Genomic DNA, 13,977 nt, shown 5'->3' with positions numbered 1-13,977 from the left:
TCCGGTTGTCGGTCGGTACTGACTCGGTGCGGTGAGGGGGTCGTACGTGAGCGGTCAGTGCTTGAGGATCTTCGCGAGGAAGTCCTTCGCACGATCGGTCTGCGGGTTGTCGAAGAACTCCTGAGGAGTGGACTCCTCGAGGATCTGGCCGTCGGCCATGAAGACGACGCGGTCGGCGGCCGTACGGGCGAAGCCCATCTCGTGCGTCACGACGATCATGGTCATGCCGGCCTTCGCCAGCGCGACCATCGTGTCGAGCACTTCCTTGATCATCTCGGGGTCGAGCGCCGAGGTCGGCTCGTCGAAGAGCATGACCTTCGGGTCCATCGCGAGCGCGCGGGCGATCGCGACGCGCTGCTGCTGCCCGCCGGACAGCTGAGCAGGGAACTTGTTGGCCTGCGAGTCGACGCCGACGCGCTTGAGCAGCTCCATCGCGCGCTTCTCGGCGTCCCCCTTCGACTTCTTGCGCACCTTGACCGGTCCGAGCATGACGTTCTCGAGGACGGTCTTGTGGGCGAAGAGGTTGAACGACTGGAACACCATCCCGACGTCCGCGCGGAGCTGCGCGAGCTTGCGGCCCTCCTCGGGGAGCAGGCTCCCGTCGATGGCGATCGTGCCCTCGTTGATCGGCTCCAGGCGGTTGATCGCACGGCAGAGCGTCGACTTGCCCGATCCGGAGGGGCCGATGACGACGACGACCTCGCCGGGTTTCACGTGGAGGGTGATGTCCTTGAGGACGTGCAGGTCGCCGAACCACTTCTGGACGTCGTCCATGGCAACCATGGCGGTGTCGGTCGCAGTGGAGCCGGCGGGCGACGCAGCGTAGGGCGAGTCGTACGAGTCATCCGACATGTGAGACAACGTAAGGCGCGGCGCGCGCAGGGGCCAACTCGGCGCGACAAGGGCGTGCCGGTTGTTGTGAGAACGTGACCGCATGACAGGCCTCCGCGACATCGACGTGATCGTGTTCGACGTCCTCGGGACGCTGGTCGACGAGCCGAGCGGACTCCGCGCCGGGATCCGCGAGGCGGTGCCCGATGCCAAGGCACCGGAGGTCGAGGAGCTGCTCGCCACCTGGCAGCGGCGCGTCGAGGGGGAGCAGCGGCGCATCGCGGACGGTCACCGTGCCTATGTCAGCAGCGAGGCCCTCGACGCCGAGGCGGCCGAGGAGGTCGCCGCCCGCGCGGGCATCTCCGACCCGGAGGTCGTCAGCCAGCTGGCCACGGCCGGGCAGCGGCTGCCGACGTGGGAGGACTCCGTCGCCGGCCTCGAACGGCTGGGGCGGCTCCTCCCGGTCGTCGGGCTCTCCAACGCCAGCCGCGCCGCGCTGCTGCGCCTCGACGCCCACGCCGGGCTGCGCTGGCACCTCGCGCTGTCCAGCGAGTCGGCCGGCGCCTACAAGCCGGCGCCCGAGGTCTACCGGCTCGCCCTCGACGCCGCCGGATGCCCGCCGGACCGGGTGCTGATGGTCGCCGCGCACGCGTGGGACCTCCGCGGGGCGCAGGCCTGCGGCATGCGTACGGCGTACGTCCGTCGACCGGTCGGAGACCCGCCGACACCCGCTGACGTCTTCGACGCCCGGTTCGACGGGCTCGACGGCCTCGTCGGCGCCCTGGCCCGTACCCTGGGAGGGCTATGACCAAGACCTACGAGGTGCGCACCTACGGGTGCCAGATGAACGTGCACGACTCCGAGCGCCTCTCCGGCCTGCTCGAGGACGCCGGCTACGTCGCCGCACCGTCCGACCCGGTGAAGCCCGCCGACGTGATCGTGTTCAACACGTGCGCCGTCCGCGAGAACGCCGACAACCGCCTGTACGGCACGCTCGGCCACGTCGCCAGCCTCAAGCGCGAGAACCCAGGCATGCAGATCGCCGTCGGCGGCTGCCTCGCCCAGAAGGACCGCGACACGATCACGAAGCGCGCCCCGTACGTCGACGTCGTCTTCGGCACCCACAACATCGGCTCCCTGCCCGCGCTGCTCGACCGCGCGCGGGTCCAGGAGGAGAGCCAGGTCGAGATCCTCGAGTCGCTCGAGGTCTTCCCGTCGACGCTGCCGACCAAGCGCGAGTCGGCGTTCGCGGCGTGGGTGTCGATCAGCGTGGGCTGCAACAACACCTGCACGTTCTGCATCGTCCCGAGCCTGCGCGGCAAGGAGAAGGACCGCCGTCCGGGCGAGATCCTCGCCGAGATCGAGGCGCTGGTCGCCGAGGGCGTCGTCGAGGTCACGCTGCTCGGTCAGAACGTGAACTCGTACGGCGTGGAGTTCGGCGACAAGCTGGCGTTCGGCAAGCTGCTGCGCGCCTGCGGCGAGATCGAGGGGCTGGAGCGGGTCCGGTTCACCTCGCCGCACCCGGCCGCGTTCTCGGACGACGTCATCGCCGCGATGGCGGAGACGCCCAACGTGATGCCGCAGCTGCACATGCCGCTCCAGTCCGGGTCCGACCGGGTGCTCAAGGCGATGCGCCGGTCGTACCGCAAGGACCGCTACCTCGGCATCATCGAGCGCGTCCGCGCCGCGATGCCGGACGCCGCGATCACCACCGACATCATCGTCGGCTTCCCCGGCGAGACCGAGGAGGACTTCCTCGAGACCATGGACGTCGTACGCCAGGCGCGGTTCACCTCGGCGTACACGTTCCAGTACTCCCCGCGCCCCGGCACTCCGGCCGCCACCATGGACGACCAGCTGCCCAAGGCGGTCGTCCAGGAGCGGTACGACCGGCTGGTCGCGCTCGTCAACGAGATCGCGTGGGACGAGAACAAGGCCCTCGTCGGGACCACGGTGGAGCTCATGGTCGCCGACACCAGCGCGGGTCGCGGCGGCAAGAAGGACGAGGCCACCCACCGGCTCACCGGGCGGGCGCGCGACAACCGGCTCGTGCACTTCGCGCGTCCGGAGGGAGTCGAGGTGCGTCCGGGCGACGTCGTCGAGACCGTCATCACCCAGGCGGCACCGCACCACCTCATGGCCGACGGGGCTCCGCTGGCCGTGCGACGCACCCGCGCAGGCGACGCCTGGGAGGCGCGCAACGCCGCGCCCGCGCCGGCCGGGGTCGGGCTCGGGATGCCGAGGGTCGGCGCCCCGGCCTCGCTGCCCGCCATCGACGGGCCGGCCTGCGCCTGCTGACCGGGGTCACGACGGGGCGCTGATCATCCCGTGCTGGGCTGCCCAGACCACGGCCTCGGTGCGCCCGCGTACGCCGAGCGCCTGGTAGATCGCCGCGCAGTGGTGCATGGTCGTCTTCTCGGCGATGAACAGCTGCGCCGAGATCTCCTTGTTGGAGAGCCCGGTCGCGAGGAGCTTCAGCACCTCCATCTGGCGATCGGTGAGCGGAGCAGCGACGCCGAGTCGTCGGGTGGCAACAGCTCGGCTCGGTCCAGGTGCGCCGAGCTCGGAGAGGGCGACCTGGACGGCCTCGTCCAGCGTGAGGCGGGAGCCGGCGGCCGTCGCGCCGCCTGCCTCGGCTCCAAGCTCGGCGCGGCAGCGGTCCATGGTCGCGGCGTGCCGTGCAGCGCGCTCCCGCGAGGAGTTCGCGACGACGACGCTCCGGAACGGCTCGACGGCCGCATCGAGCGTGAGCGCAAGCTCGGCCTTCCCGGTGGCGGCGGCCAGCTCGGAGGCTGCCACCAGCGCATAGCCGACGAGTGTGGGCGTGCGTGAGCCACGAACGAGGGTGAGTGCCTCGACCAGGGACTCCCGGGCGGCATCGACCTCTCCCTCCTCGAGCGCCTCGAGGGCGACGATCGGAGGCAGCGCCAGCTCGTACCAGGGCAGCTCGATCTTCCGTGCGAGCGCGAGGTCGTCGGCTGTCGAGCGCAGGCCCACCGCGAGCTCGGGGTGGCTCAGTGCCATCGGGCGGAGGATCGCGCCGCCCGCGACGAGCGCGGCACCGTAGCTCGTGCGCTTCGCGCGGGCGTAGGCGCTGGTCGCGAGAGCGATCGCCGGCTCGTCGTCGCCGGCGAGCCGGTTGCCGGCTGCGGCGAGCAGCTCGAAGCGGGCGATCCAACGGTCGTTGCCGGTCCGCATCGCCAGCGGGAGTCCTTCGGACACCGCCCGCATGACGCCTGGCAGGTCACCGGTGAGCGGACTGGTCAGCGCTCGGGAGCTGTGCGACTCCAGGACCGCGTCATCGTCCTCCACCGCGCGGCCCGTCTCCTCTGCCTCGTCGAGGAGCGCCGTGATCCGGGGAGCCATCGCCTGATCGCCGGTGTGGAAGAGCATGAGGGCGTGGAGCGCGGTCAGTCGTGACCGGGCCCCCGTCCGGAGATCGGCGGCCTCGCGCAGCACATCGTCCAGCAGCCGCTGGTGGGAGCTGTGGTAGCCCGCGTGCGCCCACCGCAGCGCGGCCGCGAGGGTGATGTCGACAGCGTCGGCGACCGTGCCGAGCGCGAGCGCGGTCCGGGCACCCTGGACGAGGTTCTCGGTGGCCGCGCCGATCTCCTTGCGTGTCGCCGCCTCGTCGAGCGTGGTGGCCTCCTCGACCTTGTCGCGTGCCCAACGACCGAGCCAGGCGACGTACGCGGCGACGGCCTCGTCGTGCTCGTCACGTGCGCGCAGCTCGGAGAGGGCGAAGGCACGGATCGACGACGGAAGGGTGTACCGGGCGGGAGCGGTGCCGCGGACCAGATCGGCGAGGTGGAAGTCGACGAGCGTGGACAGCTCGTCGATCGCAGTCTCGGCCTCGGAGCCGGCGAGCACCTCGACGTCCTCGAGCGTCACCGTCGTCGGCGCCACGGAGATCCGTCGCAGCAGCCGCTGCTGCGACGGGGTCAGGCGGTCGTAGGTCCACGCGATCGCGCTGTGCAGGCCGCGGTGGCGTTCGACGACGTCGACCCGGCGGCTCGCGAGGACGCCGAGCGCCCGGTCCTCGAAGAGGCGCAGCAGCTCCGGGGCGGGGAGCGCGGCACTACGGGCCGCAGCCAGCTCGATCGCGAGCGGCAGACCTTCGAGGGCCTCGCACAACGTCGCGACCGCCTCGCGGTCGTCCAGCGTGAACCTGCTGTCGATCGCGGCGGCACGTGCGGCGTACAGGTCGACGCAGGCGTCGACGGGCAGGGGTCGCACGACCAGCACCGTCTCGGCATCCAACCGGGTCGACGTCTGGCTGGTGGCCAGTACGGACAGCCTCGGGACACGGTCGAGCAGACGCGCGATGTCGGCCGCAGCGGGAAGCACGTGCTCGAGGTTGTCGAGGACGAGGAGACCACCCTGGTCGCCGATGCGCGCCCCGATCGCCTCGGTGAGGTCCGTCCCGGGAAGGACCACCACATCGAGGGCGACCGCGATCTCGGGAAGCACGCGCTCCGGCGCGACCACCTCGGCCAGGTGGACGACGGCGACGGTCCCGCGTGGCTCCTCGGCGAGGGTGTCGGCGACGCGGTACGCGAGATGCGTCTTGCCGACGCCCGCGCGCCCGGTCAGCGTGACGAGCTGGTGGCCCGCACGCACGAGTCCGACGACAGCGTCGACGTCATCGTCGCGACCGAAGCTGGTCGCCGCATGCGGGTTGTGCGCCCGGTGCGACTTCACACCCGAATCCAACCATCGCTGACTTCCCCGCATAGGGCATTTGCCCGATGCTCGCCCGCTGTGAGCCGACCTAGCGTGGCCGCAGCGAACAGTCTGTCGGGGGAATTCGAGGTCCAGTCATGTCACGTCGACGCTTCACCGGGTTGATCGCGCTGGTCCTCGTCGGCCCCCTGCTGACGGTGCCGATGGTGGCAACACAGACCGCGACCGCCGCGCCGCTTCCGCCCGGTGTCGAGGCGCCTGCCGACGTAGACCCCACGATCGCTGGGACCCAGGTCAAGGTCTCGGTTCCCACGCAGCCCGCATTCCTTCTGACCGCTGGCGGCAACCACTGGCGCGTCGCCAACTCCGCGCTCGGGACGGTCGCCTACGGCTATGGCCACGAGGACCTCGCAGCGACGTCGGGCCTGCAGACGTCCTCACGGATGGCGCCCTTCACCACCACGTGGAGGAACGGAACCGTGTCGGCGACGCGCACGCTGCTCGACTCGACCGTCGTGGCAGCCGACCCGGCGCGTGGCCGTACAGCCTCGTGGATGGTCGCGCGCTACTCCGACGGCTCGGTCGACGTGAAGAGCGTCGGGCAGACCCCGCTGCTCCACTTCTCGCTGGGTCCTGCCAGTGGAGTGACCTACGTCGGCGGGGTCGTCACGGCGGACAGCCCGGCAGGGTGGAGTCCTGGGACGGTGCCCACGATCGCGTTGGTCACGAACACCGGCACGGTCGTGAAGTTCGTGGGCAGGTGGGGGTCGCTGCAGCGGGTGACGGGCGCCTTGAACCTCGGCAAGGCAGCGGTCGCCGCCGTTCCTCGCACCTACAGCAACCCGGCGCGCAGCCCGATCTCCGTACGTGGCGCGGGCGCCGCGCCGGAGTACGAGGTGAAGGACTGGGCCGACAGCTCGAAGCCCAACACCCAGATGATGGTCCTCGCCGCGGACGGCGACCTCATCCCGTTCACCGTCGGAAGCGCGGAGGCCACGAACGGATTCACCGGCGTGAGGCAGTTCCCCGCGCTGTCGTCGTTGAATGCGACGTTGAAGGTGTCGGGGCCGCCGACGTCCGGCACGGCGCTGCTCGACTTCGACTGGAGCTGTGTGACGACCACCGACAGCGTGGACGCCTCGGACAACCCCACGGGGACGTACGCTCTGGGAGCCGGCTCGCTCGGCTGCAAGCCCGGCATCGCCAGGACGGGCGTAGACCTGCTGTCGTTGGGTCGCATCTCGGTCGCGGTCGCGGACACGTCGGTCGCGCCCGGCCCCGTGAGGGTCTACACCGCTGGCGACTACGACGACGACGCCGACGGCAACGGGGTCTGGAACACCACGGGCGAGGTCCGCGCCGAAACCGGCTGCACCTCACCCGGCGTGCTCTTCGGCATCACGCCAGGCAGCTTCGACCTGCGGGTCGTCTCGGGCGTGACCCACCTGGCGTGCGCCTTCAAGTCCAGCAGCGATACCGGCGTGAGTGTCGCGAACTACACCTTCCCGACCAGCGGATCGGCGCAGCAGGGGAGCGGCGCCAACTGGACGGCTCGGGCCTCCGGCACGATGACCGAGGACCTGAACCAGGATCTCGTCAACGTCGAGCCGGACACCAGCGACCCCGGACCCGGTGTCCCCGTACCCGACTGGGGCATGAAGTCGGCCTATTACGCACCGGTCAACAGGGGTGTCGCGTTCCACCCCACGATCCAGCTCCAGTTCCCGTGCGCCGAGCTGCTCAGCCAGAAGCTGGGCGGGACGCAGGCGGTCGACGACTGCGACGTCTCCACCGGCTACGCCCCTGGCGCGAAGGACCTCGCGGGCAACACCCAGATCGCGCCACCGACGAACTGGATGAGCTACTCGATCGCCGGCTACGCGATGACGGGCGCGCGCAGGCAGCTGGTCGTGATGACCGCTCCAGCGACAGTGGTCCCGGCCGACCGGACGAAGCGCGCGACCGGCACCTCACCCACCGTGCCCGAGGGGTACACCGTCGACAACCTCAGCACGCTCGCGCCGGTGTCGGTCTACTACGCCTCGGACCTCAATCGCCTGAACACGGGCCAGGACGTCGACGTCGCCTCCTTCAACGACTACGTGGCTGACACGAGCCAGCCGGTCTTCCTGTCCCAGATCCCGCAGCCGGCGTCCAACGAGGTCGAGGTGACCCTCGACACCGCCAACTGGCAGCACGACACCACGCCCACCGGCTTCCCGATCGCGGTGATGCAGGCTCCGCCGCACGTCGCCGGTCTGGGCCAGGACGAGCTCTTCACCCCCGAGATGGCGCAGGAGTACGAGCAGGAGATGGAGAAGACGACGAGCGCCTCCTTCAGCCAGGGCTGGCACCAGAGCTTCTCGGTGTCCGGAGGCGGCGGCGGAGTCACGCTCAGCATCGAGCAGGAGACTCACGGTGAGTACGAGGCCGAGCGGGAGCTGGGGAAGTCGGTGAGCGTCGGCCGTGCGGTCGGCTTCGGCGGCGCCTTCGACGACACCACGGTCGTGCTGCGCGCCTACGACGTCTATCGGTTCCCCGGCACGGTCATCAAGGATCCGACCGGCCTCGCACTCGGCGCGTCCCTTCCGTACGAGGTGCTCGGACCGAACGAGGTCGCGGTCCAGCAGAACCGGAAGCTCGGCGACCTCGCCGAGGAGTACCCCGAGCTCTACGGCGAGCGCGGCATCTTCCGCAAGTCCCTCGACCGGATGGTCAACGGCTACACCATCGGCGACCCGAGCACCTATTTCGCAGGCGACCTGACGACGAAGCCCGCGGGCATCCTCCAGCAGAACGGAGGGCCCTGCAAGGGCGGCTACTACGACATCGGACAACCCGACGACCGCTTCATGGCGCTCGACGTGGTCCGGCGGGAGAACCCGTTCCTCGCCGACCCACCCGCGCCGCCGACCGGGCCGAGCGTCCTGGTCAGCCCCCGTCAACCCATCAGCGTCGGCAACGACCTCGCCGTGAGACTCGGACTGAGCCAGTCGGTCGGCTCGAGCTCGGCCCTGAGCACCTCCAGCTCGTTCGGGTTCGGCGTGACCGCCGGAGGCGCGCTCAAGTTCGGCGACGAAGCCATCGCCACCGTCGAGTTCGAGGCCAAGGCCGGCTTCGACCTCGGCTGGAGCACCGGCCGGGGAACGTCGACCTCCATGTCACAGGGGACCACCTTCAACGCCATCAACACCAACATCCCCTACAAGGCATCCGAAGTCGGGGCGTGGATCAGCAACGAGGGCTACCAGTTCCAGATGTTCGCCTGCAAAGCGCCGCTCGGCGCGTCTGCGGTCGGCAACGACGTCTGGCTGATGGGCTACCTCACCGACAGCTACTCGCCCGGCGCCACCGGCGGAATCACCGACCTGTCCGACGTGACCGCGGTGTCGCCGAAGAGCGGCGCCGTCGTCCCGCAGGTCCCCGGCGGGGACACGTCAGGATGGGAGAGCGAGGAGAGCCAGGGCACGGCCGCGATCTGCGACAGCGACGACGCGGATCAGATCCAGCTGAAGTGGTCGCAGGACGAAGGGACCGTGAAGCAGTACGCGGTCCAGGTCGAGGACATCACTTCCGGGCCGTACAACGGACGGCGGCGGACCTACACGATGCCCGCCGGCTTCAGCTGGGCGACGCCGCAGGCCTCCAAGGCCGCGGCGGCGAGCCGGCCGTCGTGCGTGGCGATCCCGGCGTCAGAGCTGATCCACGGCCACAACTACCAGTGGAACGTCACCGTCGACGGGTTCGTCCTCAACAAGGCCAACCTGATCAACGCCGCCACCGGCAACCCCGAGTGGGCCAAGTTCAGTGCTCGCGCCACCCCGGCACGGGCTCAGCTCACCTTGCGTACGCCGCGGGTGAATTCCGACGGCTCGCTGCAGGTCGACGTCGTCGACCCCGACGGGTTCGGGACGCTCACTCACGAGGTGAGGGTCTACGACAAGACCGACAGCACGCTGCTCGACACCGTCGTAGGCGGGTCCTCGGTCCGCACCAAGCGTCTCGGTATCGGTGACTACGTCGTGCACGTCCGGGCCCACAACGGCAGCCGTGACGGCCAGGGGCGACTGATCTACAGCCCCGAGGTCACGGCTCGGGTCCGCGTGCCGGGCTTCCAGATCACGGCGCCCCCGACGATGCTCCGACCCTCGAAGGCAGGGGGGCCGTTCACGGCCAGGCCGGGCACCGTCACTCCGCTGCCGTCCTCCACGAGCTACCAGTGGTTCCGTGACGGCAAGCCGATCACGGGCGCCACGAGGTCCACCTATCAACCGGTCGTCGCGGACTTCGGTCGCACGCTCAGCGTGGGGGTGATCTACCGCCGCAGCGGGTACGTCACGAAGACGTTCATCACCCAGGGTCTGAAGGTTCCGCTCGGCTCGTTCACGATCAGGAGGGCACCGCGTGTCACCGGAACTGCCAAGGTGGGCAAGAAGCTGAAGGTGAAGGCGGCCACGATCTCTCCGGCGCCGACGCGGACCACCTACCAGTGGTTGCGCAACGGGAAGGTGATCAAGGGAGCCACCAAGGCGACGTACCGGGTGACGAGAGCCGACCGGCGGAAGAAGATCAGCGTGAAGGTGACGTACGCCCGCACGAGCTACCTGCCGAAGACCGTCACCACGAGGTCGGTCACAGTGAAGAGGTGAGCGTCATGATCGGCGGCACGTCGCCGCGGAGGTAGGCCTCGATCACGACCTCCTCGTGCAGCACCCCCGGCTGCGGGAGGTCGCGCAGGCGGAACCACCGCTGGTCGGCCGACTTCTCCGGCTCGACGATCCGGGGCTCGCCGTCCCACGTGCGGGCGAGCCAGAAGAAGTCGACCCGCTGCTCGAGCGCCGGCCCGCCGCGGACCCAGCGGTGCAGCGTCGTGAGCGGCTGGAGCGCGTCCTCCGCGATCGTGATGCCCGCCTCCTCGTACGCCTCGCGGGCGGCGGCGGTCCGCGCCGACTCGTCCGCGTCCACGTGGCCCGCGATCATCGCCCAGTGCCCGTCACGGAAGCCGGTGTTCTGGCGCAGGTGCAGCAGCACCTCCTCCTCACCGAGCGGGCCGCGGAGCAGCATCACGTACGAGGCAGGCACCAGGGTGTGTCGCATGCGGAGCACTCTAGGCGAGCGGTCGGACGGGGGCGTTAGCCTCGGGAGCGTGCTCGTCTCCGTCGCCGTGGTCCCGCAGACACCGTTGCTCGTCCCGGAGATCGCGTCGGGTGCTGCGAGGGAGCTGGAGGCGCTGCGCACGGCGGCGGTCGAGGCGGTGCGCGAGGTGGCGACGGACGCCGACCGGGTCGTCGTCGTGGCACCGGGGCCGAAGGACGTGGCGTACGGCGCGGTGGAGGCGGACTTCTCGGCGTTCGGGTACGGGGGTCTCGATACGGGCTCCGCTAGCGCTCCGCCCTACTCGACCACCGGCAGTTCGACGCCCCGGGCGGGGTCGGCGCTGCCGCTGGGGGCGTGGCTCCTCGACGTTGCGGGCGTGAGGTTGCCGCGGACCTTCCACGAGACCACCGGCACCGCGGTCGACCTCGAGGACCAGGGCCGTACGGCGCTGCTCGTGCTGGCCGACGGCACCGCGAAGCGGGACGAGTCGGCCCCCGGCTACGTCGATGTCCGCGCCCTCGCGTTCGACGCGGTGATCGGTACGGCCCTGGCGGGTGCCGACGTCGACGCGCTGGCGTCGCTGCAGCCCGATCTCGCCGAGGAGCTGTGGGCGAGCGGCGTGCCGGCGTTCCGGGCCCTCGCGGCGACCGTGCGCACGCGCGGCGCCGAGGGCCTGCGGGCGCGCCTGCGCTACGACGGCGCGCCCTACGGCGTCGCGTACTGGGTGGCGACCTGGCGGATGTGACGCTGGACACATCGCCGCGTTTCTGCGAGGCTCGCGTCGAACTTGGACGCCTGCCCATGTGGAGGACCGATGACCCTGCGCACCCGCCTCGTGGCGCTCTCCGCCTCCCTCGCCGTCGTGCTCGGCCTCGTCTCCGGGTCACCGGTGGCCGCGGCGCCGGACGACGCGAGGGGTGCGTTGCGCACGGCCGTCGCGTTCCCTGAGCGCACCGTCGTCGATGCCCGGGGCAACACGCTGCTCGCCGATCGGCACGGGCGTGCGATGCAGCTGCGCGGGACCAACCTCGGCAAGTTCGACGACATCACCGAGGCCGACGTCGCGATGATGGCCGACGCCGGCTTCACGGTGCTCCGCCTGCCGATCCAGTGGCGCAAGCTCGAGCCGGCGCAGGGGCGCTACGACGCGCAGTACCTGCAGGCGATCCGCAACGTCCTCGACTGGTCGCACGAGCACGGTCTGCTGGTGATGGTCGACTGGCACCAGGACGTGTTCGGCCCGGCGTTCGGCTTCGACGGCATCCCGGCGTGGGCGACCCGCGACGACGGGATCCCGTTCGAGCCGATCCCCGGCAACTGGTTCTACAACTACTTCCACCCGGCGGTGCAGGCGGCGTTCCACCACCTCTTCAACGACGCCGATCTCGTCCAGGCCCAGACCAGGACGTGGACCTACCTCGCGAAGAAGCTCTCGGGTCACCCGGCGCTGCTCGGCTACGACCTGTTCAACGAGCCGATGGGCCAGATCTCCTTCGAGGACCTCGAGGACCCCGAGGTGATGGCGGGCAAGGCGCTGGCGTTCGAGGCGGGGGACCTGGCCGCGATGTACGAGCGCCTCATCGCCGGCATCCGGACCGTCGACTCCCGCTCCTGGCTGTGGGTCGAGCCGACGGTCATCGTCGGCGAGGGTGTGCCGACGGCGCTGCCGGCCTTCGACGACCCGCGTCGGGGCGCGGACCGGATCGGCTACGCCCCGCACGCCTACTCCACCTCCGTCGAGGACGGCGACGACTGGGATCCCGACAGCGGCTTCGTCGAAGCGTACGAGGCGGCGATTACCGCCTACCCGCGCGAGAACCGGATGCCGGTCCTCGTCGGCGAGTGGGGCCCGATCGGCGCCGGCCCGTCGTACCCGGGCAACGTCGCGCTCACCACCCGCCAGGCGGACTCGTTCGCACGCTTCGCCAGCGGCTGGATGATCTGGTACGGCTGCCGCTCCGCGAACGGCGGTGGCTACTGCGTCTTCGACGACGAGGGGCGGCTCGATCCCGGCAGGGCCGGGGCGTGGTCGCCGTACGCGCTGCTGCTCGACGGGACCCCGGTCAGCGAGTCGTACGAGCAGGGCCGCTACGTGCTGCGCTTCCGTCCGGAGCGTGGGGTGCAGCGGTCTCAGCTCGTGGTGCCCTCCGGCTTCGGCGACCGCGTGACCGTGTCGGTGCGCGACGCGCGAGGTCGCCTCGCGCCGGTCGTCGCCCACGTGTCGCGGGCCAGCCGCACGGGCGCACGGACGGTCACGCTCCTCGGGCTCGAGAGGCGTGCCGGCGTGTCCTACGAGGTGACGGTGCAGAGCCGGTAGACCCGGAAGACGTCGTTCTCGATCGGCAGCACCTCGATGTCGGCGAAGCCCGCCTCCCGGGCGTACCCACGCAGCACGTCCGGGCGCATCACCGTCCCGGTCGCGCGCGTCGGCCGGTGCGACATGCCGTCGGGCAGGCACACCAGGACCGAGTAGCCGTACATCAGCTGCTCGACCGGATCACCCGGCCCGGTGAACTCGTCCGGGACGCGCTCGTCCACCACGAGCACCCAGCCGTCCGGGTCGGCCATCGCCCGCATGGTGGCGAGCACCGAGACCGGGTCCGGCATGTCGTGCACGCACTCGAACGCGGTGACGAGCCCGTACCCCCGGGCATCCTCCACCGTCCCGGCATCCGCGTGGCGGAACGTCACCCGGTCGGCGACGCCCTGCGCCGACGCGTTCTCCTGCGCGGCCGCGACGGAGCCGGCGTCGAGGTCGAAGCCCTCCACCGTCGTCCGCGGGTAGCCCGACGCGATGCCGATGGACGACCAGCCGTCGCCGCACCCGATGTCGGCGACGCGCGTGCCCTCAGTGAGGCGCTCGTGGAGGGCGGGGATCGCGGGCAGCCACGACCGGGGGAGCGAGGTGAGGAACAGGGCGCGGTTGGCGTCGGCCTGGCCGAGACGCATGTGCGGGCCGTACGCGGCCCAGCCGACGCCGCCGCCGGTGCGGTACGCCTCCTCGAGCGCGGGCAGCTGAGCACCCGCGGCGGCGAGGACCTGCGTGAGGGGAGTGAGGTACGACTCGAGGGACCGGTCGCACAGCACCTCACGCTGGGCCTCGCTCAGCGCGTACTCACGCACGGCGGCGTCGGTGGACGGCCGGGCGATCTCGACGAGGCCCGCGACCGCCTGCTGCTCGAGCCACTCGCGGGCGTACCGCTCGTCGATCCCCGCCCGTCGGGCGAGCTCCGACGCGACCAGCGGACCGTGCTCGGCGAGCACGTCGTAGAGACCGAGACGGTCGCCCAGCGCGATGGTGAGGCAGTCCATCGTGCCGAGGACCGACGCGAAGATGCGATCCGCGAACGCGTCGGTGCTCACGAT

General features: G+C 70.8%; 9 protein-coding genes. 5 read left to right on the top strand and 4 right to left on the bottom strand.

Annotation, left to right across the window (positions count from 1 at the left end; all coding sequences use genetic code 11):
* Positions 1 to 54 precede the first annotated feature (54 nt).
* Positions 55 to 783, bottom strand: a complete 729-nt coding sequence (locus ACQSSQ_RS18560; protein WP_431328902.1) for an amino acid ABC transporter ATP-binding protein — start codon at positions 781 to 783, stop codon at positions 55 to 57.
* Positions 784 to 934: 151 nt separating this feature from the next.
* Between ACQSSQ_RS18560 and ACQSSQ_RS18555 the strand changes: the two genes are divergently transcribed.
* Together ACQSSQ_RS18555 and miaB are read left to right on the top strand one after the other, a co-directional pair.
* A complete protein-coding gene (locus tag ACQSSQ_RS18555) occupies positions 935 to 1,639 on the top strand; it encodes a haloacid dehalogenase type II (protein WP_431328608.1) in 705 nt (234 codons plus the stop codon).
* Positions 1,636 to 3,129, top strand: coding sequence for a tRNA (N6-isopentenyl adenosine(37)-C2)-methylthiotransferase MiaB (gene miaB / locus ACQSSQ_RS18550; protein ID WP_431328607.1), 1,494 nt, complete (start codon positions 1,636 to 1,638; stop codon positions 3,127 to 3,129). Before ACQSSQ_RS18555 ends, miaB begins: the two co-directional genes overlap by 4 nt.
* Before the next feature lie 6 nt (positions 3,130 to 3,135).
* Here the strand turns inward: miaB and ACQSSQ_RS18545 are convergent, their stop codons facing one another.
* On the bottom strand, positions 3,136 to 5,532 hold the full coding sequence (locus ACQSSQ_RS18545; RefSeq protein WP_431328606.1) for a LuxR C-terminal-related transcriptional regulator: 2,397 nt from the start codon (positions 5,530 to 5,532) through the stop codon (positions 3,136 to 3,138).
* A 119-nt stretch (positions 5,533 to 5,651) separates the two neighbouring features.
* On the opposite strand from ACQSSQ_RS18545, the gene ACQSSQ_RS18540 reads away from it, so the two are divergent.
* Entirely contained in the window at positions 5,652 to 10,163 is a 4,512-nt protein-coding gene (locus tag ACQSSQ_RS18540; protein ID WP_431328605.1) for a hypothetical protein, read from the top strand.
* Here ACQSSQ_RS18540 and ACQSSQ_RS18535 read toward each other — a convergent pair.
* Positions 10,147 to 10,611 (bottom strand): NUDIX domain-containing protein, encoded by a 465-nt coding sequence (locus ACQSSQ_RS18535; RefSeq protein WP_431328604.1) that lies wholly within the window; start codon positions 10,609 to 10,611, stop codon positions 10,147 to 10,149. The genes ACQSSQ_RS18540 and ACQSSQ_RS18535 overlap by 17 nt on opposite strands.
* A 49-nt stretch (positions 10,612 to 10,660) precedes the next feature.
* Between ACQSSQ_RS18535 and ACQSSQ_RS18530 the strand changes: the two genes are divergently transcribed.
* Together ACQSSQ_RS18530 and ACQSSQ_RS18525 are read left to right on the top strand one after the other, a co-directional pair.
* A complete protein-coding gene (locus tag ACQSSQ_RS18530; protein WP_431328603.1) occupies positions 10,661 to 11,356 on the top strand; it encodes a class III extradiol ring-cleavage dioxygenase family protein in 696 nt (231 codons plus the stop codon).
* Between the two features lie 69 nt (positions 11,357 to 11,425).
* On the top strand, positions 11,426 to 12,928 hold the full coding sequence (locus ACQSSQ_RS18525; protein ID WP_431328602.1) for a glycoside hydrolase family 5 protein: 1,503 nt from the start codon (positions 11,426 to 11,428) through the stop codon (positions 12,926 to 12,928).
* On the opposite strand, the gene ACQSSQ_RS18520 is transcribed toward ACQSSQ_RS18525, so the two are convergent.
* Complete coding sequence (locus tag ACQSSQ_RS18520; RefSeq protein WP_431328601.1) at positions 12,901 to 13,974, bottom strand: class I SAM-dependent methyltransferase; 1,074 nt, start codon at positions 13,972 to 13,974, stop codon at positions 12,901 to 12,903. The two genes, ACQSSQ_RS18525 and ACQSSQ_RS18520, sit on opposite strands and share 28 nt — an antisense overlap.
* Positions 13,975 to 13,977: the final 3 nt, after the last annotated feature.

The organism is Mumia spirodelae (genome assembly GCF_050632745.1).
Taxonomy (GTDB): domain Bacteria; phylum Actinomycetota; class Actinomycetes; order Propionibacteriales; family Nocardioidaceae; genus Mumia.
Note: the sequence above shows the minus strand (reverse complement) of the source record. Positions and strands in the feature narration are given on the sequence as shown.

What these genes read in the sequence shown, in the direction of transcription:
- miaB (WP_431328607.1), top strand. Translation starts at nt 1,636, where the DNA reads ATGACCAAGACCTACGAGGTGCGCACCTACGGGTGCCAGATGAACGTG.
- ACQSSQ_RS18525 (WP_431328602.1), top strand. Translation starts at nt 11,426, where the DNA reads ATGACCCTGCGCACCCGCCTCGTGGCGCTCTCCGCCTCCCTCGCCGTC.
- ACQSSQ_RS18560 (WP_431328902.1), bottom strand. Translation starts at nt 783, where the DNA reads ATGGTTGCCATGGACGACGTCCAGAAGTGGTTCGGCGACCTGCACGTC.
- ACQSSQ_RS18555 (WP_431328608.1), top strand. Translation starts at nt 935, where the DNA reads ATGACAGGCCTCCGCGACATCGACGTGATCGTGTTCGACGTCCTCGGG.
- ACQSSQ_RS18540 (WP_431328605.1), top strand. Translation starts at nt 5,652, where the DNA reads ATGTCACGTCGACGCTTCACCGGGTTGATCGCGCTGGTCCTCGTCGGC.
- ACQSSQ_RS18535 (WP_431328604.1), bottom strand. Translation starts at nt 10,611, where the DNA reads ATGCGACACACCCTGGTGCCTGCCTCGTACGTGATGCTGCTCCGCGGC.